We start from the raw sequence: 21,482 nt of genomic DNA, 5'->3' as shown, positions 1-21,482 counted from the left end.
ACCTTTGAAAGATGGACACAAAGGCAAACTCGGAGGAAAGACTGGATGCGAACTACATTGCCTGGTACGCCCAAGGACAACCTCCTCCTGGCCGCCTTGCCTTTGGCCGACTATCTGCGACTTGAAGGCGAGTTCGAGAAGGTGAGCTTGTCTGCCGGCGAGGTTCTCCATGAAGCCGGCGCGACGCTGGATTTTCTCTATTTCCCCGTCAGCGGCATCGTTTCACTAAGGTCGATAACCGCTGATGGCGCCAGTTCCGAAATCGCCATCGTCGGGAATGATGGCGTGGTTGGCGTCTCAGCCGTGCTTGGCGAGGACAGGTCGGCACATCAGGCAGTTGCACAAAGAGCTGGCCATGCCTACCGGATCCGCATCGAGCCGATGCGTAGCGAGCTTGATCAAGGGGGGGCGCTGCTGCGTACTGCCCTTCGCTATGTGCAGTCTCTGATGACCCAGATTGAACGGAATGCCGCCGCATCCAGCCAAATCGCGACCCGTTCGGCGCCGAACGTGCCATATGCGCAGGGTCCGTCAAGTACGCTCTTCACTCAAGGCAAACTGCGCAAGACCGCCGAGGACAGGCTCCCACAGACCTTGAGTGGCAGTGCCAGCCAGCCGACGGATACGCACCGCCTCGTCCATGAACTACAGGTGCATAAAATCGAACTGGAGTTGCAAAACGAGGCGTTGGCCAGAGCCTATGCCGAAGCTGACGCGGCACGCCAACGGTATGCCGAAATCTATGACTTTTCTCCCATTGCGCTCGTCACCGTCGATGCACAGGGGGCAATTTGTCAGATCAATCTGGCTGGCGCCACGCTTATCGGCATCAAGCACACGGAATTCAGGCGATATCGATTTGGTACTTCGGTGGCGCCGGAATCTGTTGTTGTTTTCAATGAATTTCTGGAAAAGGTCTTGAGGGAGCGCAGCCAACAGGTATGCGAAATTACCTTGTCGGCCACCGCCCAACGTCCGGCGGCGATCATCACGATTGATGCCGTGCCTGACGAGAACGGCAGGGAATGTCGCATGGTGGTGGTCGACGTGACCCAGGAAAGGCAGGCTACGAGGCGATTACGCGAACGCGAGCAATACCAGCGGGCACTGCTGGATACCTTTCCGTTCATTGTCTGGCTGAAGGATGAGCAGGGCAATTTTCTTTCCGTGAACCAACCCTTTGCCGCCACTTTTGGCTGGCCTTCGGCGGAATCATTGGTCGGCAAGTCCGACCTCGATATCGCGTCGCTGGAACTGGCTGAATCCTATCGGACCGATGATCGGGAAGTCCTGGAAAGTGGCGAGCCAAGAATCATTGAGGAGTGGAACGAGACAGGGGATGAACTTCGCTGGTTTGAAACCTTCAAGTCCCCGGTCGTGCTGGACGGCCAAATTCTGGGGACCGTCGGATATGCACGTGACCTAACCGAATACAAGATCATGGTTGCTGCCTTGCGCAATAGCGAGGAAGAGTTTCGCAGCCTGTTCGAATTGTCGGTGGTGGGCAGTATTCAGGCTGATCCGTTGACCGGTCAACTATTGCGGGTGAACCGAAAATTTTGCGAAATTACCGGCTATTCGGCAGAAGAGCTTTTGGCACAATCCGTCGACGTTATAACTCACCCGGAAGACCGGGAGAGAAGCTGGCAAGGGTTTCGTGCTGTCATGGTCGGAGAAACTGATCTCTTTGTCATCGACAAACGCTATGTGCGCAAGGACGGCAGCATCGTCTGGGTCAATGTGCAATTGACTGCCGTACGTGACGAACAGAATCATGTCACGCGTTCGATTGCCGTCATTCAAGACATCACCATTCAGAAACGTGCCGAGGCCGCGCTTCGCGACCAGCTGAAAATGCAGGACATATTGTCAAAGATTGCCGCGACTGTGCCCGGGGTGATCTGCTCGTTCCTGCTGCGCCCTGACGGTACGGCGTGCATGCCATACGCCAGCCCCGCACTATATGAACTCTACGGCCTGCAGCCTGAGGATGTTCGCGACGACGCCACGCCTCTTCTGGCCAGAATTCACGCCGACGACATCGGAATGGTGAACGAGGCAATCGCCGCTTCGGTCGGCGCGATGACACCATGGCGTGCGGAATATCGGGTGCACCATCCGAGCAAAGGGATCTTGTGGGTTGACGGTCATTCGATGCCGCAGCGGGAACCCGACGGCAGCATTCTGTGGCAAGGGTATTTGATGGATATCACTGCCCGCAAGCACTCGGAAGAGGCACTTCGCGAGAGTGAACGTATTTATCGCGCCATCGGGGAGTCGATTGACTACGGGATCTGGATCTGTGCAGCCGATGGCCGGAACCTCTATGCCAGCGACTCTTTCCTCAACATGGTTGGGATAACGCAGGAGCAGTGCTCGAATTTTGGCTGGGGTGACGTACTTCATCCGGATGATGCCGAGCGCACCATCGCGGCCTGGAAAGAGTGCGCCCAGACAGGTGCAGATTGGGACATCGAACATCGTTTTCGCGGGGTGGATGGTTTGTGGCATGAAGTGCTGGCGCGCGGCGTGGCCGTTCGCAATGAAGTGGGGCAAATCACCCACTGGGCCGGCATCAACCTTGATATCAGTCGGCTCAAACGCGTTGAAAATGCGCTGCGCGAAAGTGAAAGAGATCTCCAGCAAGCACAGGCTGTCGCCCAAACCGGTAGCTGGCGTCTCTATGTCAAACAAAATGAATTACGTTGGTCGGACGAGAACTATCGTATTTTTGGCGTTCCCAAGGGCACGCCACTGACTTATGAGACCTTTCTCTCGATAGTCCATCCTGACGACCGGTCCTTCGTCGACAAAACCTGGCGTGATGCGCTTCTGGGTGCCCCGTATGATATCGAGCATCGAATCGTGGTCGCTGGCGAGATAAAGTGGGTCAATGAACGAACCGAACTGGAATTCGACCCCCAGGGAAATCTGCTCGGCGGTTTTGGCAGCACTCAGGATATCAATGAGCGCAAACGTTCCGAAGCAGCACTTTTTGCCAGTGAATCGCGCTTCCGTCTGGCCATGGAGGCGATTTCCGGGGTCGTTTATGACTGGGACAAGCGTACTGGTTCAACCTACTGGTCGAGTGGACTCCTCCGTGTCTTTGGGGTCAGCGGACTGGATGCCGAATCGGGACGACGATGGTGGCGCGAGAACGTCAATTCGGATGATCTGGTCAGAATTCGACCTGAGATCCTTCGCGTCCTGAGGACACGCTGCGATAGCCTGCAACTGGAATATCGCATGCGGCACAGTGCGGGACACTGGTTACACATCCTGGACTGCGCCCGCATCGTCCGCGATTCTTCTGGCAGAGTCGTCCGTGTCATCGGTAGCCTGACCGACGTCAGTGGGCGCAAGCATGCCGAGGAAGACTTGCGCCGCTTTAACGATTCGCTCGAAGAGCTGGTCGCCCAGCGCACTGCCGAAGTCGAGGAACGGTCGCGTGCCTTGCTGGAATCCGAGCGCTTTGCTCGCGCCACAATCGATGCCCTGAGCTCTTCAGTGTGCGTGCTTGATGGCACGGGGCACATCATTGCGGTAAACAAGGCATGGCGGGAATTTGCACAGAATAACGGCGTGCAATTCGAACAAGTATGCGAAGGAGCCGACTACCTCGCCATCTGTGATGCCGCTTCAGGCACCTCAGACCCTGTCGCCGCCCAGGTTGCTACAGCCATCCGGGAATTTATTGCCGGCCGGCGTCAGGATTTCTCGGCTGAATACGAATGCCATTCCCCGGAAACGCGACGCTGGTTTGCCATGAAGCTGAGTTGCTTCCCAGGTGACGGTCAGCTTCGGCTAGTGGCCAAGCACGAGGAAATTACCGAACGCAAGCTGGCCGCTGAAGAGCAACAGGAAAGCGCCAAGCGCTTGCAGCGACTGGCCGCACACCTGGAAACGGTCCGCGAGGAACAAAGTGCGACGATCGCGCGCGAAGTCCATGACGAACTTGGTGGCACATTGACCATGGTCAAACTCAGTCTGGCCATCGTGGCCAATGGCGTGGCGGAGTCAACGCCCCTGCAAGATTCGCTGCGGGGCATTCTCGACCAGATTGACATGGCGCTGCAGACCATCAAGCGAATTTCTGCCGAGTTGCGGCCGGCTACACTCGATACCCTTGGGCTGGTAGCAACGATCAAGTGGCATGTTTCCCAGTTTTCCAAAATGACGGGCATTGCGACAGATCTGCACTTGCCGGAAAACATCAAACTTTCAAGAGATCGCAGTACGGCCATATTCCGGATCATTCAGGAGGCTTTAACGAACGTTGCCAAGCACGCTGGCGCAAGCACGGCTTTCGTCGCGATAAGCAAACATGGAGGTGAGCTGATCATCGAAATCAGGGACAACGGAATTGGTATTACGAAGTCCAATCGTGTAAAACCCGACTCATTTGGCCTGATCGGGATGCGCGAACGCGCCCTATATCTGGGCGGAGAGCTTTCCGTCACTGGGATGCCCAACGCCGGGACGCGCCTTAACTTGCGTATCCCTCTTGACGACTGAAAGGTGGACACGTGACCAAGATCATTAAGCGGATACTGATAGTCGATGACCACGCCGTTGTCCGTGGTGGCCTGCGTCAATTCCTCGCCAATACTGATGAATTCGAAATTGCCGCCGAAGCGGAGACTGGTTTCGATGCGCTGGCGCAAATTTCTGGTGGCGAATGGGACCTTGTGTTGCTCGATATGTCGCTCCCCGACCTCAACGGATTGGAGGTGCTCAAGCGTATCAAGCGGATGCGCCCGAACCTGCCGGTGCTCATCTTCAGCATGTTCTCGGAGGCGGAGTTTGCCATTCCTGCGTTGGATGCAGGCGCCTCCGGCTACCTCAATAAGGACAGTCCGCCGTACCAGATACTGACAGCGATTCGCACTGTTGTTGATGGCGCTCGCTACGTTAGCCCAAGCCTGGCCGAGCAACTGCTTTCAGGGGTGACATCGAACAGCCCCAAAGCGCCTCACGAAACACTGTCACGGCGAGAAATGGAGGTTCTATTGCTGCTAAGCAAAGGAATAATGTTGACCCGAATCGGCGACAGCATCCATGTCAGCGTCAAAACCGTCAGCACCTACAGGGCGCGGATTCTGCAGAAACTCGGTGTGCAGTCTAATGCCGAATTGACCCGCTATGTTCTCGAGCACAAGCTCGGCTGATCCAGTTCGGTTTGACGACATTGCGGTGTATCGCTTGCGAGTGAAGCCCACCATCCAAGTATCTGGCAATAAGGCGAACGGACGAAAAAGCTAGGCGCGCCAGCGTTTCAAGTACCGGCGGCTGGCCATGCTTTGAAAGCGTGCCCCCGGCGCCGGATCAGCGGCTCGACTCTCCGTGATATGACTTGTGATGTAGGTGTATTCCTACGTTGCTCGCCTCGTTTTCCTACAGAACTAGTAAGTGCTTCTGATATCTGCTTAGCATGGCTTCTGGGACACTCTAATCAACGTCTGATACACAAATTTTTAACAGTGTACGTTCCCCTTCCACAACTTTGAGAGTGAATTCCCATGAACCAACAACTTGCTCCGCTTTTTCAAAGCATTGATCTTTCCGGCAAACTGCGCGCCTTGGCTCTTTCCAATTTTGAAGAGCTGATGTCCCTCGAATTTGACCATGCCCAAGGATTTATCGAGCGCAGCTCGCAGCAATTGAGAGATGCATGCTCTGATCGCGGCATTGCCCAGGAGACTTCTGATTTGCCGGAAGCCATACAGAGCGGGATGCAGGTTTTCATCGACTTGACTCGCGACACCATGCTCGCCGCAACGAACTACCAGGTGGCAAAGCTTCGCCTGGCACAGGACCAGGCAAGTGAAGTGCAAAAGGAAATTTCCGCCGTCTTCAAGCACCACCTTGCCCTGATTCAGCCGAGGGCGACTGATGACATTCGAATTGGCAAGTCCACCGTGCGTTCCCAAAAACTCGCTGCGTAGTAATTGTTGCCACTGGTCGTACCCAGGCGTATGGCCAGCCCCCCAACCCCAACAGAGAAAAAAATAAAGCGACTAACCAAAGGAGCGAGACATGCCTTCTGAAATGTATGGTGTTTCTTCTGACGAGACTCACGATCAGTTTATCCAGCGGGCCAATCGTGTTTTTCCGGCCGATTCCGTCAGAGCCTGGTCGCGCATCGAGCGCGCGGTATTCAATCACCTGATGGCAAAACTGATTCACCAGAATTCCTATAGTTCCATTTCCAATGAGATGCTTCAAGAGTGTCGGGACGACATGACCGAGATCGTCAGGCGCTGTGGGGAAAAGCTTGATTGATAGCCCGAAAGGGAACCGCATTCTTGCGGCGTTATCGAGCGATGATTATTTTCGCTTGCTGGGTAATCTTGAGCTCACCCGCTTGGCGCTTGGAGAGGTTCTCTACGACTCAGGTGATCGACAGAGATATATCCATTTCCCGACAACCTGCATCGTTTCCCTCGGGTTTTCCACTGAGGATGGATCCTCAGCGCAGCTGGCGATAGTTGGCAACGACGGGCTGGTCGGCGTTCCGATGATTCTGGGTGGAAAAACCACCACCCACAGCGCCGTCGTCCAGAGCGCTGGCAATGCATTCCGGCTGCGAGCCGACAGGGCCCGCAGCGAACTCATCAAGGGTGGCGGTTTACAGTCCCTGTCCTTGCTCTACACACAGGCGCTGATGACCCAGATGGCACAGAGCGTAGTCTGCAATCGGCATCACTCCATCAAACAGCAACTGTGTCGCTGGCTCTTGCTCAGCCTGGACCGGCTACCCGGCAATCAACTCAACGTCACCCAGGAATTGATCGGCCACATGTTGGGGGTACGTCGCGAAGCAGTCACCGAGGCGGCGGGAAAGCTTCAGGCGGCAGGTCTGATTCAATACAGCCGAGGTCGAATTACCGTAATTGATCGGGCGGGCATTGAAGCCCTCGTTTGCGAATGCTATGTCGCAGCGAAGGTTGAAATTGATCGTCTATTCCATTTGTCACTGGATGATCACGATCACCCAAGGGACCAAGGCCGCCCCGATCTGGCGCCGCCGCGCCACCGTGCGTTTAAAGACCTTCATGAACAACAGTGCCGATAGGCATAAACAGGGAAAATTGCGTAAGCACGCCGAAGAGATGCTTGTCCAAAAATATCTGCCGGCCCGGCCGCTGGTAGATAGCGATCCACGAAAACTGCTGCACGAGTTGCATGTACACCAAATCCAACTCGAGATGCAGAACCATGAGCTACGCCAGGCTCAGGCAGAACTTGAGGATTCACGGATTCTTTATCGTGATCTCTACGATTTGGCGCCGATTGGTTACTGCACCCTCGACGACGAAGGCCTGATCACGCAAGCCAACCTTACGGCCGCCAACATGTTGGGGGTGGCGCGCGAGGCGCTTGTCAAACAGCCAATCCGCCGCTTCATTGCCCAAGAAGAACAGGATACGTTTCACTGCTACAGCCAACAGCTCATTTCAACAGCGGGGCTGCACACCTGCGATCTACGCATGATGAAGAGTTGTGGATCGACATTTTGGGTACGTCTAAGCTCGGTTCGCGAGGCTGGCCTTGGCAACAAGCCGGTATATCGCCTTACCTTTGGCGACATCACCGAGAGCAAGCGTCTGGAAGAGGCTCTGCGCGAGCAGAAATCGTTCTTCCATCTGATTGCAGAGAACCTTTCCGACTTCATCGCGGTGCTCGATCCGGAGGGCCGACGGCTCTACAACAGTCCTTCATACCAACAGTTTTTTGGCAATCTCAGCGACTTGCAAGGCACCAATTCATTCGCGGAAATTCACCCGGATGACCGGGAGCGCGTCAAACAAGTATTCGTCGAAACCGTACGCTCCGGCCAGGGGCGACAGATCAATTATCGCTTCGTATTGGCCGATGGCAGCATCCGTGACATGGAATCACGCGGCAATGTAATCAAGGACAAGGACGGGCAAGTTGTCCGCGTGGTCGTGGTTTCGCGCGACATCACCGAGCGCAACCGGCTTTTGGAGCAGCTGCACCAAATGGCGTTCCATGATCCCCTGACGCAACTGCCGAATCGCCGGCTGTTCAGTGATCGCTTGAGCCGGGCCTTGGCAGCAAGCACACGCAGTGATTGCCATGGCGCCCTGATATTCCTCGATCTGGATAGCTTCAAGCCGCTCAACGACGCGCACGGCCACGAGGTTGGCGATTTGCTGTTAATTCAGGTGGCGGAGCGGCTCAAACGCTGCGTGCGCGAGATTGATACCGTGGCCCGCTTTGGTGGAGACGAGTTTGTTGTCATGCTGGCGCAGCTCGATACTGACGAGGCTGAATCCCTCTCACAAGCCGGGAGCATTGCTGAAAAACTGCGTGCTACCCTGGCGGAACCCTACATCCTCAACATCGCTCATGTCGGAGATGTCGATACTGTCGTGACTTATCAGTGCACGGCGAGTGTTGGTATTGCTATTTTTAATCACCATGAACCGAGCCAGGGAAATATCCTGAAACGGGCCGATATGGCCATGTATCAGGCCAAGCATGCTGGAGGCAATCAGGTTCGGTTTTGTGGGGCACAAGCCTGGTGAATTCGGAGATTCCGAAACAGCACCATTTCCATCAAAGCGCAGTGTCAATGCGAAGCGATGGTCTGCGCAGGTGACACTCCGCACGCACTAGATCCGAACAGCTTTCGGACTCCCACGGTCAACCGGAAAAAATGCCCAAAACTGAAATCCGCCGTTCCGCATCAAGCCGATAAAAAGGCAGTCAAACGACCGCCTTTTTCCTGTCCAGGTCAGGCAATCAGGCCGGAATACCCAGAATGACGTGGCTGGCCTTGATCAGCGCCGAGGCTTCGCTGCCTTCTTTCAGGCCCAGCTCCATCACCGCCTCGTTGGTCACCACGGAATAAACCGTCGTGCCGCCGGGCAGCGTGACGGCCACTTCCGTGTTCACAGCGCCTTTTTGCAACTTGCTGACTTTGCCGGCCAGCTGATTGCGGGCCGAGAATTTCACATTGGCCGGGCCGGCCAGCAGCATGACCCACGGCGCCTTGACGTAGGCAACCGCTTCCTTGCCGACAGCCAGGCCGAGTGAATTGACGCTGCCCTCTGTCACGATTGCGACAATTTTGTCGCCTCCGGGCAGGGTGAGTTCGACTTCGGCGTTGACTGCACCGTCGACCAAAGCGGTGATTTTTCCCTTGAATACATTGCGGGCGCTGACATTCATGATGTTCTCCTTACCGGGTTTAGTGAGCTGGCCCGCTTTTCGCTATATACAACCACATCTAACGCTTTTTTGTCGGGTCGCTCACACTTTAAGGCCGGTCGTTTTGCCAATACAACCATAACGACAGACTATTTTACGGATATTTCCGGCACCAAAACCTGAGTTATAGTAACCGCTATATAAACTTAAACATCACGAAATCATGGATACCATCCTGCATTGCCTGCGCGGCAAACTGGAAGTCGATACCGAGTTCGGCACCTTTCTCGGCGACACCCGCATCCGCCTGCTTGAGGCCATCGACCAGCACGGCTCGATCTCTCAGGCAGCAAAAGCCGTACCCATTTCGTACAAGGCCGCCTGGGATGCCGTCGATGCCATGAACAACCTGGCCGACCAGCCGCTGGTCGTGCGCTCGACCGGCGGCAAGAACGGCGGTGGCACGCTGCTCACCGAACACGGCCGCAAGACCATCGCCCTCTACCGGGCGCTGGAGGCCGAATACCAGGCGGCGCTGGAACGCCTGTCGGCCAGCCTGAACGACGGCGAAGCCAGCGATTTCAAGCAATTCAGCAAGCTGCTCAAGCGCATGTCGATGAAAACCAGCGCCCGCAACCAGTTCGCCGGCCATATCGTTGCGCTGCGCGAGGGCCATGTCGATTTCGAAGTGCGCATCAAGCTCGACGATGAAAACGAAATCGTCGCCGTCATTACCGGCGACTCGGCCGAAAGTCTCGGCCTGACCATCGGCATGGAAATCAGCGCCCTGGTCAAGTCGTCGTCCGTGCTGCTGCTCAATGACCCGACCGTCAGAACCAGCGCCCGCAACCATCTATGGGGCGAAATCACCCGCATCCACGACGGCCCGGTCAATGCCGAAATAACGCTGAGCATGAAGAGCGGCAAATCGGTCTGCGCCGTCGTCACCCACGACAGCGTCGACAAGCTCGGCCTCGTCGTCGGCGAGCAAGCCTGCGCCGTGTTCAAGGCCTCGTCGGTCATTCTTTGCAAGTATTCCTGAACCCCCCGGAGAATCCATCATGAAACGTCTGAGCACCCTCATCCTTTCCCTGCTCGCCATCGCCACGGCGCACGCCGACGAAGTCCAGGTCGCCGTCGCCGCCAATTTCACCGGCCCGATGCAAGTCATTGCCGTGCTCTTCGAGCGAGACACCGGCCACAAGGCCAATCTGGCCTTCGGTTCCACCGGCAAGTTCTACGCCCAGATCGCCAATGGCGCACCGTTTTCCGTGCTGCTCGCCGCCGACGACGAAACACCGGCCAAGCTGGTCAAAGAAGGCCACGCCGTCGCCGGTACCGCCTTCACCTACGCCATCGGCAAGCTGGTGCTGTGGTCGGCCGACCCCAGGCTGGTCGACGCCAAGGGCGAGATACTCAAGAAGGGCGGCTTCAAGCATCTATCACTGGCCAACCCGAAAACCGCCCCCTACGGCGCGGCCGGCATGCAGGTCATGAGCAAGCTCGGTGTTGCTGACAGCATCAAGCCGCTGATCGTCCAGGGTGAGAACATTTCGCAGACGCAGCAGTTCATTTCAACGGGTGCCGCCGAACTCGGCTTTGTCGCCTATTCGCAGGTCATCAAGAACGGCGCCGTCGGTTCCGGTTCGGGCTGGGTCGTTCCGGCCAATCTGTACGACCCGATCCGTCAGGATGCGGTCATCCTCGCCAAGGGCAAGGACAAGCCGGCGGCCATTGCCCTGATGAATTACCTGAAGGGAGAGAAAGCCCAGGCGGTGATAAAGTCCTTCGGCTACGAATTGCGCTAATCCAAGGAAACTCCAAGCACCATGCTGACCGACAGCGACCTCCAGGCCATCTGGCTGACCACACGACTGGCCGGGATCACAACCCTGATCCTGCTCCTGATCGGCACCCCCATCGCCTGGCGGCTGGCGCGCAGCCGCTCGTGGTGGAAGGGGCCGCTCGGTGCCGTCGTCGCTCTGCCGCTGGTGCTGCCGCCGTCGGTGCTCGGTTTCTACCTGCTGCTGGCTATGGGGCCGTACGGGCCGGTTGGCCAGCTGACCGCCTCGTTGGGCCTCGGCACCCTGCCCTTCACCTTCTGGGGTCTGGTCGTCGCCTCGTCGTTTTATTCGCTGCCCTTCATGGTGCAACCGCTGCAAAACGCCTTTGAAAGCATCGGCGAGCGGCCGCTCGAAGTCGCCGCAACCTTGCGCGCGTCGCCGGTCGACACCTTCTTTTCGGTGGTCCTGCCGTTGGCCAAACCAGGCTTCATTACCGCTGGCGTCCTGACCTTTGCCCACACCGTCGGCGAATTCGGCGTTGTGCTGATGATCGGCGGCAACATTCCCGGCGTCACCCGCGTCGCCTCGGTGCAGATCTACGACCACGTCGAGGCCATGGAATATGCCGACGCCCACCGTCTGGCCGCCGTCATGCTGATTTTCTCCTTCACAGTGCTGCTCGCCATGTACGTCCGCCGCCCCAAGCCGGCGAAGGGAGACTGACGTGAACAGCATCAATGCTCGTTTCAAACTCGACTGGCCCGGCTTCACGCTCGATGTCGACCTCGCCCTGCCCGGCTGCGGCGTCACCGCGCTGTTCGGCCATTCCGGCTCGGGCAAAACCACCTTGTTGCGCTGCCTGGCCGGGCTGGAAAGGCCATCCCACGGTCGACTCGAATTCAAGGGCCAAATCTGGCAGGACGAAAATACCTGGCTGCCGACGCATCAGCGGCCAATCGGCTACGTCTTTCAGGAAGCCAGCCTGTTCGCCCATCTCAATGTCCTCGGCAACCTGAATTTCGGCCTTAAACGCAGCACCACGGCGCAGCGCGTCGGGCTGGAACAGGCCATCGAACTGCTCGGCATCGGCCATCTGCTTGAGCGCAAGCCGGACACGCTGTCCGGCGGCGAACGGCAGCGCGTCGGCATTGCCCGGGCGCTCGCCGTCGGCCCGGAAATCCTGCTCATGGACGAGCCCCTGGCGGCCCTCGACCTCAAGCGCAAGCAGGAAATCCTGCCCTATCTCGAACGCCTGCACGACGAGCTGGCCATACCGGTCATCTACGTCAGCCACTCGCCCGACGAAGTCGCCCGCCTGGCCGATCACATCGTCGCCATGGACGGCGGCCAGGTCGTTGCCGACGGCCCGCTGGTCGAAACGCTGGCCCGCCTCGACCTGCCGATCCACCTCGGCGAAGACGTCGGGGTCGTGCTCGACGCGACAGTCGGCGCCGTCGATAGCGAATGGCATCTGGCCCGCGTCGATTTCGCCGGCGGCGGTTTGTGGACGCGGGATCGCGGCGTGCCGCCCGGCAAGCACGTGCGCGTTCGCGTGCTGGCCCGCGATGTCAGCCTGGCCGTCCTCGAACCGGTGCCGAGCAGCATCCAGAACGTCCTCGCCGGCACGGTCGAATCGATAGGCGACGACGACCATCCCGGCCTGCTGCTGGTCCGCGTCCAGATCGGCGCCAGCCAGCTGGTCGCCCGCCTGACCCGCCGTTCGGCCGCCCAGCTCGGCATCGCGCCGGGCCTGCCGGTCAGTGTTCAAATCAAATCCGTGGCCTTGATGGAATAAGGAGTCGACGATGTTGGCAACAATCCGCTCATGTTCGCCCGAACGCCGTTCCGGCTGCCGCGACGATGGCGCACCCGACTGGGCTGCGGGCCTGCCGGTTGCGTGGCGCGAAATGGCCGAAACCCCCCTGCATTTTGTCGAATACCGGGAATACGAAATGCCGGCCAGCCGCTGCCTCGGCTACGACGCCGACGACAAGCTGTGCTACTACGCGCACCAATACCTGATTGAAACCTGCCGCTCGGATGACGACGAGGACTTCTACCGCGCCATCGACGGCGGCGAAACCATGCGCGCCTGGCGCTTGCGCGACGAGCGCTGGCTGATACTTCGCCAGCCGATCACCGACGACTGCACGTCGCCAAAACGCGGCTTTTACAGTTTTTCCACCGAGGCGCCGCGCTGATGACAGGCAACCCTTACTCCCTGCCCGACAGCGAGCTCGAACGGCTGCTCGACGAAGACGTCCCCTGCGGCGACGCGACCACCTTTTCGCTGGGCATCGGCGACCAGCCCGGACGCCTCGTCTTTCGCGCCCGCCAGCCCATGGTCGTCTGCGCCAGCGAAGAAGCCCGGCGCATGGGCGAACTGCACGGCCTGCACAGCATCGGCAGCGTGGTCGCCAGCGGCAGCCGGCTCGCTGCCGGCGAGACCATCCTGACCCTTGAAGGCCACGCCGCCGGCCTGCACAAGGTGTGGAAAACGGCGCAAACCTTCATGGAATACCTGTCGGGCATCGCCAGCAGCACGGCCGATATTGTCGCCGCCGCCCGCAGCGTAAACCCGGACATCGGCATCGCCTGCACGCGCAAGAACTTCCCCGGCACCAAGGCCGCGGCGATCAAGGCCATTCTGGCCGGCGGCGCCAGCCCGCATCGCCTGAGCCTGTCGGAAACCCTGCTCATCTTTGCCGAGCACCGGGCCTTTCTCGGCGACGAAGCGCCACCGGCCACCGTACAACGCCTGCGCCGCGCCTGGCCAGAACGCGCCATCGTCGTCGAAGTCGGCGATGAAGCCGAAGCCTTGTGCTGGCAAGAGGCTGGCGCCGACATCCTGCAACTCGAAAAAATGCCGGTTGCCACGGTCAACCGGATAAAAGGGCTAATTCCGAAATCCTCGCACACGCGCATCGCCGCAGCAGGCGGCATAAATTCTGCTAATGCAGAAGATTATGCGCGGGCCGGGGCCAACATTCTGGTCACCTCCGCCCCGTATTTCTCGCCGCCACGCGACGTGGCGGTCACGCTGACAGCCCTGTAAAGACGCCGCTCGCCATGAAAATCGCCATCGCAACCAAGGACTTCGAAACCGTCAGCAGCCACGCGGGGCAAACCCGACAATGGCTGGTTTACGACCTGAGCAACCACCGTTCCAACCAGTTGCTGCCCGCCCCGCGCCGGGTCAATCTGGAGAAAGAACAGGTGCTCCACGTCTTCGAGGACAAGGAGCCGCACCCGCTCGACGGCATCGATCTGATCGTGGCGGCCAGTGCCGGCGACGGTTTCATCCGCCACATGAAAAAACGCGGCGCAGAGGTGTTGCTCACCGGCGAAACCGACCCGGCCGTCGCCATCACCCGCATCCTGGCCGGCGAAGCCCTGCCCGACCCGCGCTTCGACATCACCCTGGCGCTGTGCAAGGTGCGCGATTTGTTTTCACGGCGTTGAGAACCGTCGTCATTCCCGCGAAAGCGGGAATCCAGCTCAACCCTGGACTCCCGCCTGCGCGGGAGTGACGAATCAGGTCTTCAAACCAGCGCCCTTGCCAGCAACACCGCCACATGCACCGCGTCCCGCCCCGTCCCATCCTTGATCTGATGCCGACACGAAAAGCCATCCGCCACAATCGTCGCATCAACCGGCGCTGAGCGCACGGCCGGCAGCAAGGCCAGTTCGCCCATCTTCACCGAAGCCTCGTAATGCTCGGCCTCCAGCCCGAAGCTGCCGGACATGCCACAACAACTGGCATCGACGATCTCGAACTCGAATTCCGGTATCCAGCCGAGCACCTTTTTCATCGACTTCATGGCGCCAAAGGCCTTCTGGTGACAATGGCCATGGACCACCGCCTTGCCGCCGGGGATCGGCTTGAGATCGAGCTTCAGCCCCTTGTTGCCCTCGCACATCAGGAATTCCTCAAACAGGAAAGCCTGCTTGCCGAGTTGCCCGACCTCGGGCCCGAGCGACAGGCTGTAGAACTCGTCGCGCAAGGCCAGCAGGCAGGATGGCTCCAACCCGACAATCGGCGTTCCGGCGGCCAGGGCCGGGGCCAGCGCGGCCATCACCCGTTTGCCTTCGAGCTTGGCGGCATCGACCATGCCTTGCGACAGATAGGTACGACCACAGCACAGCGGGCGCTCCGGCTCGACATCGTCGGCGGCCGGGCGCAGCACCTCGACCGCATAGCCGCCCGCCGACAGCACGGCGATAGCCGCCTCGGCCACTTCCGGCGTGTAGTAGTGGGTGAAGGTGTCTACAAAAAGAGCCACTTTTCCGCGTTGACCGTGGGATTCCGTGTTTTCGGCGAAAACAGGCTGACTGACGATCTCGGGAATCGGCCGCTTGGCCGAAATCCCCAGCTTGCGCTCGGCCAGCCCGGCCAGCCACGGCGACGCATTGCGCAGGCGGACCAGCGCCGCCAGTGGCCGACGATAGCGATGCAGCCATTCCGGCAGACCACCGAACAGTCGCGCCCGACGCGGCACGCCGAGTTCATCGTTGCGATGCGCCAGGTATTCGGTCTTGATCAGCGTCATGTCGACCGAGCTCGGGCATTCCTTCTTGCAGCCCTTGCACGAGACGCAAAGGTCCATCGCCGCCGCCAGATCGGGATGGATGAAGGGCTGTTCGCCGAGTTCACCGTTCAGCGCCGCCTTGAAGGCCTTGACCCGCGCCCCGGTCGAATGTGCCGGATCGCCGGTTATCCGGTAGCTCGGGCACATGACGCCCTTGCCGTCGCGCTGGCACTGGTGATTGTTCATGCAGACGGCAACCGCCTTAGCGTAATTGCCGCCCGTCGCCGGAATGCCGGCATAGGCGTCGCCCATGCCGTAGGTGTCGTAGGCCGACCAGTCGAGAAAGGTTTTCATGCTGGACATGAAGCAAAACCGGCGCCACGGCAATAGTCTTTAAAATCAAAGCATCGCGACTGTCGGCAATGCGACAAGAAGGGCCAGAACAGGGACAGTGATCGGTATAATCCCGGCCTTATTCCATGGTTAGGCAACAGCATGAACGACGAGATCAATTACCAGAACAACCCGCTGCATGGGCTCAGCTTAAAAAATCTGCTCATTCAAATCGTCGATCACTACGGCTTCGAGATCCTGTTTGCCTATCTCAATATCAATTGTTTTAACAAAAACCCGAGCATCGATTCTGCCGTCAAGTACCTCAAAAAGACCGATTGGGCGCGCGAAAAGGTCGAAGCATTCTATCTGTACAAGTTCAAAAGCCTGCCCCGCGCTTCTGACGAGCAGTTCGAACTGCCGCCCCGGGATCGCATCGTGCCGCCGAACCAGATACCCGGCCCCCCCGCCGAATTGAGCCTGGAAGACGCCGAGCGATTGAGAGAAAAACGCATCAAAAAAGCCGCCCAGCACGACCAGGAAAAAAGCCAGCGTGCCGCACCGGCCAAGAGGACGTCAAACCATTCAAACACCTCGGCCAGTGATTCGGATCCCTGGGCGAAGTGGAGAAAATGAATCCGGGGCTTGTTGCCTGACGGCGAAATGGCTTAAACCGCGTCCTCAGCGCGCCGGCTCAGCAACAAAGATTTCGACGCGGCGGTTCATGGCGCGTCCAGCCGCCGTATTGTTGTCGGCGACGGGCTCATGCGAACCGCGACCGTCGATGCTGATGCGATTCATGGCAACGCCGCGATCGACAAGATAGCTGCGCGTGGCATTGGCACGATCGACCGACAGCGGACCATTGATCGCATCGGAACCCGAACTGTCGGTGTGGCCAATGATTTTTACCGTGGTCACCCGATTCTGGTTCAGCGTGCCGGCGAAGCGATCGAGTATCGGGCGCAGGTTGGGTTTGACGTCATAGCGTCCCGAATCGAAGGAAATATCCGAGGGAATGTCGAGCTTGAGCTGGTTGTCCGCGGTCTGGCTGACACTCACCCCTGTTCCCTGAGTGGCTTGCTCCATGGTCGCCTTTTGCTCCTGCATGCGCTGCGACCACAAATAGCCGCCCCCCGCGCCGAGCGCTCCGCCAATTGCCGCGCCGGCCGCTGCGCCCTGGGCATCACCCTGGGTCAATCCGCCGATGACCGCGCCAGCCACCGCACCAATCCCCGCGCCCGTGCCGGTGGTGCGTTGTGTTTCCGTCATGTTGGCGCAGCCTGAAACAAGACTGATGACGACTGCTGCGACGGCGAAAGTTTGGCTGCCTTTGTTCATGATGTGGCCTTTTTGGATAGTCGTTGATATATCGCGGCAAGCGACAAGGCAACCATACCCAAACGAGACAGGCCGGTTTGTTCGCTGTCGAACATACGGCCGGGCAAACGCTAATCTATTCCCGAAGCCCATCCAGCGCAGTTCGAATCTGCGGATTCATACCCGTTTCGATTTTGGTCATTTTTTCCGGTTGACCGTGGCAACGCGATTCGGTGTCAGCTGAACGCACCAACAAAAAAGGAGCACAAGGCGCAAGCCCAGGCTCCTTCTCCTCCGGCGGGGTTGCTTAACCCCGGCCGAAAATCCCTTACATGGGCTTACTTGCCCATGTGCTGCAACACGGTGTGCAGGCGTTCGGCGGCGTAGGCGGCCTCAGGATCGTTGTCGGTCAGTTTCAGGACATCGGCCCAGTTGATGTAGCGATCAAGTCGAACCAGGGCATTGGCGCTGACTGCATCCAGATCGACATTCAGTTTAATGGCGTCGCCGTTACCGTCCAGCTTGTACTCAAAGGTACCTCGCATGCTTCGTTCTCCAAATGGTCGTGGGATAGATGCGCGCAGTGTACCGACCGGCGCCGGTAATTGAAATGCCGTACCGCTGCTTAAGAGATATTTTCCCGCCTGCGGCCGCTCGTCGCTTGTGCACTGCAGCGCTGTCGCAAATGCGACAAGGAGGCCAACACGCCCTTCGGCAGAAATATGCATCCCGCTGATTTAATTGAATAAACACCTCTGGCACAGCGATTGCTGAATAGGCTTCGACTGCATTCGAGGAGCCGACATCGTGGAACTACCAGTTATCAGCAATTCTGCCCCAGCCGCTGAAGGCGGCGGTTGTGCATCCAGCGGCTGCGGTACGGCCCCGGACGCTTTGGGCCATCTGCCCGATCACATTCGCGCCAAAGTTCAGGACCACCCGTGCTATTCGGAAGAAGCGCACCACTACTTCGCCCGCATGCACGTTGCCGTGGCCCCGGCCTGCAACATCCAGTGCAATTACTGCAACCGCAAGTATGACTGCTCGAACGAATCCCGTCCGGGCGTCGTTTCGGAAGTGTTGACGCCGAAACAGGCGATCAACAAGGTGCTTGCCGTTGCCGCCGAAATCCCGCAGATGACGGTACTCGGCATCGCCGGACCTGGCGACCCCTTGGCCAACCCGGCCCGTACGTTCGAGACTTTTGAAGAGCTCTCGGCGCGCGCCCCGGATATCAAACTCTGCGTATCGACCAACGGCCTCAACCTGCCGATGTATGTCGACCGTATTGCCCAGCACAACATCGACCACGTGACGATCACCATCAACTGCGTCGATCCGGAAGTGGGTGCCAAGATCTACCCGTGGATTTTCTGGGAGAACAAACGCATCTTCGGCGTCGAAGGCGCACGCATCCTGATCGAACAGCAGCAGCTCGGTCTGCAGATGCTGACCGACCGCGGCATCCTGGTGAAGGTCAACTCGGTGCTGATCCCGGGCGTCAATGACGAGCATCTCAAGGAAGTCTCGAAGATCGTCAAGGCCAAGGGCGCCTTCCTGCACAACGTCATGCCGCTGATCGCCGAAGCTGAACACGGCACCTACTACGGCATCATGGAGCAGCCGGAACCGACACCGGAAATGCTGCAAGACCTGCAGGACGCCTGTGCCGGCGACATGGCGATGATGCGCCACTGCCGCCAGTGCCGCGCCGATGCGGTCGGCCTGCTCGGCGAAGATCGTGGCGACGAATTCACCATGGACAAGATCGACGTCATGGAGGTTGATTACGAAGCCGCCATGGTCCGTCGCAAGGTTGTCCACGACGAGATTATCGAAAAGCTCGACGCCAAGCGCGGCATCGTCAAGCCGAAGGCCGAAGAACTCGGCATCCCGGCTGATGCCCGCCCGGTGCTCATGGCGGTGGCCGGCAAGAACGGTGTCGTCGCCGAGCACTTCGGTCACGCCAAGGAGTTCCTGATCTACGAAGCCTCGCCGGCTGGCGTGCGCTTCATGAGCCATCGCAAGACCGAGCTCTACTGCGGCGGAATGGATGCCTGCGGGGATGGCGACGTGGCCGAGGCTGGCTCAACCGAATCGCTGCTCGACCGCAACATCCGCGTGCTCGAAGGCTGCGAAGTCGTGCTCTGTTCCAAGGTCGGTTTCGAGCCCTGGGCCAAGCTGGAAGCCGCCGGCATCGCGCCGAACGGCGAACACGCGATGGAGCCGATCGAGGAAGCCGTGATGGCGGTGTACAAGGAAATCGCGGCGACCGGCAAGTTGAGTCCGGCAGCAGAAACCCTGAAGGTGGCGTAAATGGCACTGCAAATCACCGAATCCTGTGTCAATTGCTGGGCTTGCGTCGATGTCTGCCCGAACGATGCGATCTACGAAGACAAGCCGCACTTCCTGATCGATGACGACAAATGCACCGAGTGCCTGGGCGATCACAGCGTGCCGCAATGCGCCGCGATCTGCCCGATTGAAATGGCCATCGTCGATGAACTGGGCGCTTTCCTGAATCCGCCCGGTTCGCTGACCGGCATCCCGATCGAAAAGCTCAAGCAATTCGGCATGTGGAAGGACGCAGCGTAATGGCGGTTGTCACGTTCTACGAAAAACCCGGCTGCAAGGGCAATCTTCGCCAGAAGACCCTGCTCGCTGCAGCCGGCCACACCGTCCAGGCCAAAAGTCTCAAGACCGAAGCCTGGACGGCTGATCGCCTGCTCGCCTTTCTTGGCAAGCTGCCGGTCGCCAGTTGGTTCAACATGGCCGCAACGGATATCAAGTCGGGTGAAATCGTCCCGGAGAACCTCGGTTTCGAGGATGCCCTGGATCTGCTGCTCGAAAACCCGCTGCTCATCCGCCGCCCGCTCATGGAAATCGGCGAGGAACGGCTGGTCGGTTTCGACATCGCTGCGGTCGACGCGTGGATTGGCCTGAAAAACGTCGAGCTGCCGGAAGGCAATATCGAAGCCTGCGTGCATGGTCCGGAAGGCCATGGCAGTTGCGGCAGCCACGCGCATGATCACGAGGAAGAGGAAAGCAGCCATGGTCGCTGCGGCACTCACTGACAACGCCGTAGAAATTGCGCCGGGCGTCCACTGGGTGGGCGCCCTCGACCCGCATCTGCGGAGTTTCGACATCATCCTCAAAACCGCCAACGGCACGAGCTACAACTCGTACGTCGTGCGCGGCGAGAACGGCGTGGCGATCATCGACACGGTGAAGGAAAACTTCGCCGACGATTTCTTCCGTCGACTCGAATCGGTGGCCCGTTACGACGAAATCACCACCATCGTTCTCAATCACCTGGAGCCGGACCACAGCGGCGCCCTGCCCGAACTCCTGAAGCGCGCGCCGCAGGCCAAGGTCTATCTGTCGAGCCGCGCCCAGATGATGTTGAAAGCGCTGCTCAAGCCCTCCGGCGAAAAGCCGCCCGAATACATTCCGGTCACCACCGACGACACCGTCGATCTCGGCGGCCGCACCCTGCGCTTCCTGCACACGCCTTACCTGCACTGGCCGGACACGCAGTGCACCTATCTCGTCGAGGATGGCCTGCTGTTCACCGGTGACATCTTCGGCTGTCATTTCTGCGACAACCGCCTGTTCAACGACACGGTCGGCGATTTCCGATTCTCGTTCGAGTATTACTACGCGCACATCATGCGGCCCTTCCGCGAGTATGTACTCGATGCCATCGCGCTGATCGAGCCGCTCGAGATCAACCTGATCGCCCCGGCGCACGGCCCCATCCTGCGCCACGCGCCGCGCGACTATGTGCATCGCTACCGCGAACTGGCCACGCCGCGACTGTTCAACGAGGCGCGCAGCGAAAAGACACTGGTCGTCTTCTACATCTCGGCCTACGGCAATACCCGGCGCATGGCTGAATCGCTCGCTGCCGGCGCCGAATCCATCGGCGGCGTACGCGTTTCGCTGTACGACCTCGAAGGCGGCGAATCGGGCATCTTCACCGATCTGATCGAGGAAGCCGACGGCCTGGCCTTCGGCAGCCCGACGATCAACGCCGACGCCGTCAAACCGATCTGGGATGTCCTTTCGTCGCTGACCACGGTCAACGTCAAGGGCAAGCTGGGCGCCGCTTTCGGCTCGTATGGCTGGAGCGGCGAAGCGGTACGGCTGATCGAGGATCGTCTGCGCGGCCTCAAGTTGCGCGTCCCGGTCGAAGGACTGCGTATCAAGCTGGTGCCGGATGCCAGTGAACTCGAAGCCTGCCGTGATCTCGGCGAACAACTGGCCCGTCACCTGACGGGCAGGGTCGAGCACCGCGAGATCGACATGGCGGCGCTCGCCTAACACATGACAAACAGGG

22 protein-coding genes are annotated in these 21,482 nt (G+C 59.1%); 18 read left to right on the top strand and 4 right to left on the bottom strand.

Annotation, left to right across the window (positions count from 1 at the left end):
* Nucleotides 1–45: 45 nt before the first annotated feature.
* The 6 genes from WBK19_RS18865 (at nt 46) to WBK19_RS18840 (ending at nt 8,552) form a co-directional block, all read left to right on the top strand.
* Nucleotides 46–4,515, top strand: coding sequence for a PAS domain S-box protein (locus tag WBK19_RS18865; protein ID WP_511292521.1), 4,470 nt, complete (start codon nt 46–48; stop codon nt 4,513–4,515).
* A gap of 11 nt (nt 4,516–4,526) precedes the next feature.
* Nucleotides 4,527–5,168, top strand: coding sequence for a response regulator (locus WBK19_RS18860; protein ID WP_511292519.1), 642 nt, complete (start codon nt 4,527–4,529; stop codon nt 5,166–5,168).
* A gap of 351 nt (nt 5,169–5,519) precedes the next feature.
* Entirely contained in the window at nt 5,520–5,945 is a 426-nt protein-coding gene (locus WBK19_RS18855) for a hypothetical protein (protein WP_511292517.1), read from the top strand.
* 91 nt (nt 5,946–6,036) lie between these two features.
* A complete protein-coding gene (locus WBK19_RS18850; protein ID WP_511292515.1) occupies nt 6,037–6,282 on the top strand; it encodes a hypothetical protein in 246 nt (81 codons plus the stop codon).
* Nucleotides 6,275–7,075: a Crp/Fnr family transcriptional regulator gene (locus tag WBK19_RS18845; protein ID WP_511292513.1), complete on the top strand. Its 801-nt coding sequence runs from the start codon at nt 6,275–6,277 to the stop codon at nt 7,073–7,075. Before WBK19_RS18850 ends, WBK19_RS18845 begins: the two co-directional genes overlap by 8 nt.
* Nucleotides 6,957–8,552, top strand: coding sequence for a diguanylate cyclase domain-containing protein (locus WBK19_RS18840; RefSeq protein WP_511293090.1), 1,596 nt, complete (start codon nt 6,957–6,959; stop codon nt 8,550–8,552). The genes WBK19_RS18845 and WBK19_RS18840 overlap by 119 nt, the downstream gene beginning before the upstream one ends.
* Nucleotides 8,553–8,769: 217 nt before the next feature.
* On the opposite strand, the gene WBK19_RS18835 is transcribed toward WBK19_RS18840, so the two are convergent.
* Nucleotides 8,770–9,198 (bottom strand): TOBE domain-containing protein, encoded by a 429-nt coding sequence (locus WBK19_RS18835; RefSeq protein ID WP_511292511.1) that lies wholly within the window; start codon nt 9,196–9,198, stop codon nt 8,770–8,772.
* Nucleotides 9,199–9,400: 202 nt separating this feature from the next.
* Here WBK19_RS18835 and WBK19_RS18830 point away from each other — a divergent pair, with 202 nt between their 5' ends.
* The 7 genes from WBK19_RS18830 to WBK19_RS18800 are packed head-to-tail and all read left to right on the top strand — an operon-like array spanning nt 9,401 to nt 14,423.
* The gene (locus tag WBK19_RS18830; RefSeq protein ID WP_511292509.1) at nt 9,401–10,219 is read left to right on the top strand and encodes a TOBE domain-containing protein; all 819 of its coding nucleotides are present in this window, start codon (nt 9,401–9,403) and stop codon (nt 10,217–10,219) included.
* 19 nt (nt 10,220–10,238) lie between these two features.
* Nucleotides 10,239–10,985, top strand: coding sequence for a molybdate ABC transporter substrate-binding protein (gene modA, locus WBK19_RS18825; RefSeq protein WP_511292507.1), 747 nt, complete (start codon nt 10,239–10,241; stop codon nt 10,983–10,985).
* 21 nt (nt 10,986–11,006) lie between these two features.
* Nucleotides 11,007–11,684, top strand: coding sequence for a molybdate ABC transporter permease subunit (gene modB, locus WBK19_RS18820; protein WP_511292505.1), 678 nt, complete (start codon nt 11,007–11,009; stop codon nt 11,682–11,684).
* Nucleotide 11,685: 1 nt separating this feature from the next.
* On the top strand, nt 11,686–12,756 hold the full coding sequence (gene modC, locus WBK19_RS18815) for a molybdenum ABC transporter ATP-binding protein (protein ID WP_511292503.1): 1,071 nt from the start codon (nt 11,686–11,688) through the stop codon (nt 12,754–12,756).
* A gap of 10 nt (nt 12,757–12,766) precedes the next feature.
* A complete protein-coding gene (locus tag WBK19_RS18810) occupies nt 12,767–13,162 on the top strand; it encodes a hypothetical protein (RefSeq protein ID WP_310494389.1) in 396 nt (131 codons plus the stop codon).
* Nucleotides 13,162–14,016, top strand: coding sequence for a ModD protein (gene modD, locus WBK19_RS18805; protein WP_511292501.1), 855 nt, complete (start codon nt 13,162–13,164; stop codon nt 14,014–14,016). Before WBK19_RS18810 ends, modD begins: the two co-directional genes overlap by 1 nt.
* A gap of 14 nt (nt 14,017–14,030) precedes the next feature.
* Nucleotides 14,031–14,423 (top strand): NifB/NifX family molybdenum-iron cluster-binding protein, encoded by a 393-nt coding sequence (locus WBK19_RS18800; RefSeq protein WP_511292499.1) that lies wholly within the window; start codon nt 14,031–14,033, stop codon nt 14,421–14,423.
* Between the two features lie 80 nt (nt 14,424–14,503).
* Here WBK19_RS18800 and WBK19_RS18795 read toward each other — a convergent pair whose 3' ends face one another.
* Nucleotides 14,504–15,853, bottom strand: a complete 1,350-nt coding sequence (locus tag WBK19_RS18795) for a (Fe-S)-binding protein (RefSeq protein WP_511292497.1) — start codon at nt 15,851–15,853, stop codon at nt 14,504–14,506.
* Nucleotides 15,854–15,985: 132 nt separating this feature from the next.
* Here WBK19_RS18795 and WBK19_RS18790 point away from each other — a divergent pair, with 132 nt between their 5' ends.
* Nucleotides 15,986–16,459 carry a VF530 family protein gene (locus tag WBK19_RS18790; RefSeq protein ID WP_511292495.1) on the top strand — a complete coding sequence of 158 codons (474 nt, stop codon included), beginning with the start codon at nt 15,986–15,988 and terminating at the stop codon, nt 16,457–16,459.
* 45 nt (nt 16,460–16,504) lie between these two features.
* On the opposite strand, the gene WBK19_RS18785 is transcribed toward WBK19_RS18790, so the two are convergent.
* Both WBK19_RS18785 and WBK19_RS18780 read right to left on the bottom strand, forming a co-directional pair.
* A complete protein-coding gene (locus tag WBK19_RS18785) occupies nt 16,505–17,164 on the bottom strand; it encodes a YiaD family glycine zipper/OmpA-like lipoprotein (RefSeq protein WP_511292493.1) in 660 nt (219 codons plus the stop codon).
* Between the two features lie 317 nt (nt 17,165–17,481).
* Nucleotides 17,482–17,688 (bottom strand): hypothetical protein, encoded by a 207-nt coding sequence (locus WBK19_RS18780; protein WP_226404737.1) that lies wholly within the window; start codon nt 17,686–17,688, stop codon nt 17,482–17,484.
* Between the two features lie 262 nt (nt 17,689–17,950).
* Here WBK19_RS18780 and nifB point away from each other — a divergent pair, with 262 nt between their 5' ends.
* Genes nifB through WBK19_RS18760 form a run of 4 tightly spaced genes read left to right on the top strand, consistent with a single transcriptional unit; the run spans nt 17,951 to nt 21,466 of the window.
* Nucleotides 17,951–19,459: a nitrogenase cofactor biosynthesis protein NifB gene (nifB, locus tag WBK19_RS18775; protein WP_511292491.1), complete on the top strand. Its 1,509-nt coding sequence runs from the start codon at nt 17,951–17,953 to the stop codon at nt 19,457–19,459.
* Entirely contained in the window at nt 19,460–19,738 is a 279-nt protein-coding gene (locus tag WBK19_RS18770; protein ID WP_511292489.1) for a 4Fe-4S binding protein, read from the top strand.
* The gene (locus WBK19_RS18765; protein ID WP_511292487.1) at nt 19,738–20,217 is read left to right on the top strand and encodes an ArsC/Spx/MgsR family protein; all 480 of its coding nucleotides are present in this window, start codon (nt 19,738–19,740) and stop codon (nt 20,215–20,217) included. The genes WBK19_RS18770 and WBK19_RS18765 overlap by 1 nt, the downstream gene beginning before the upstream one ends.
* A complete protein-coding gene (locus WBK19_RS18760; protein WP_511292485.1) occupies nt 20,195–21,466 on the top strand; it encodes an FprA family A-type flavoprotein in 1,272 nt (423 codons plus the stop codon). The genes WBK19_RS18765 and WBK19_RS18760 overlap by 23 nt, the downstream gene beginning before the upstream one ends.
* The last annotated feature ends 16 nt before the right edge of the window (nt 21,467–21,482 follow it).

Source organism: Azonexus sp., from assembly GCF_049652925.1.
Lineage (GTDB): Bacteria > Pseudomonadota > Gammaproteobacteria > Burkholderiales > Rhodocyclaceae > Azonexus.
This window is presented reverse-complemented; position numbering and strand designations above follow the sequence as displayed.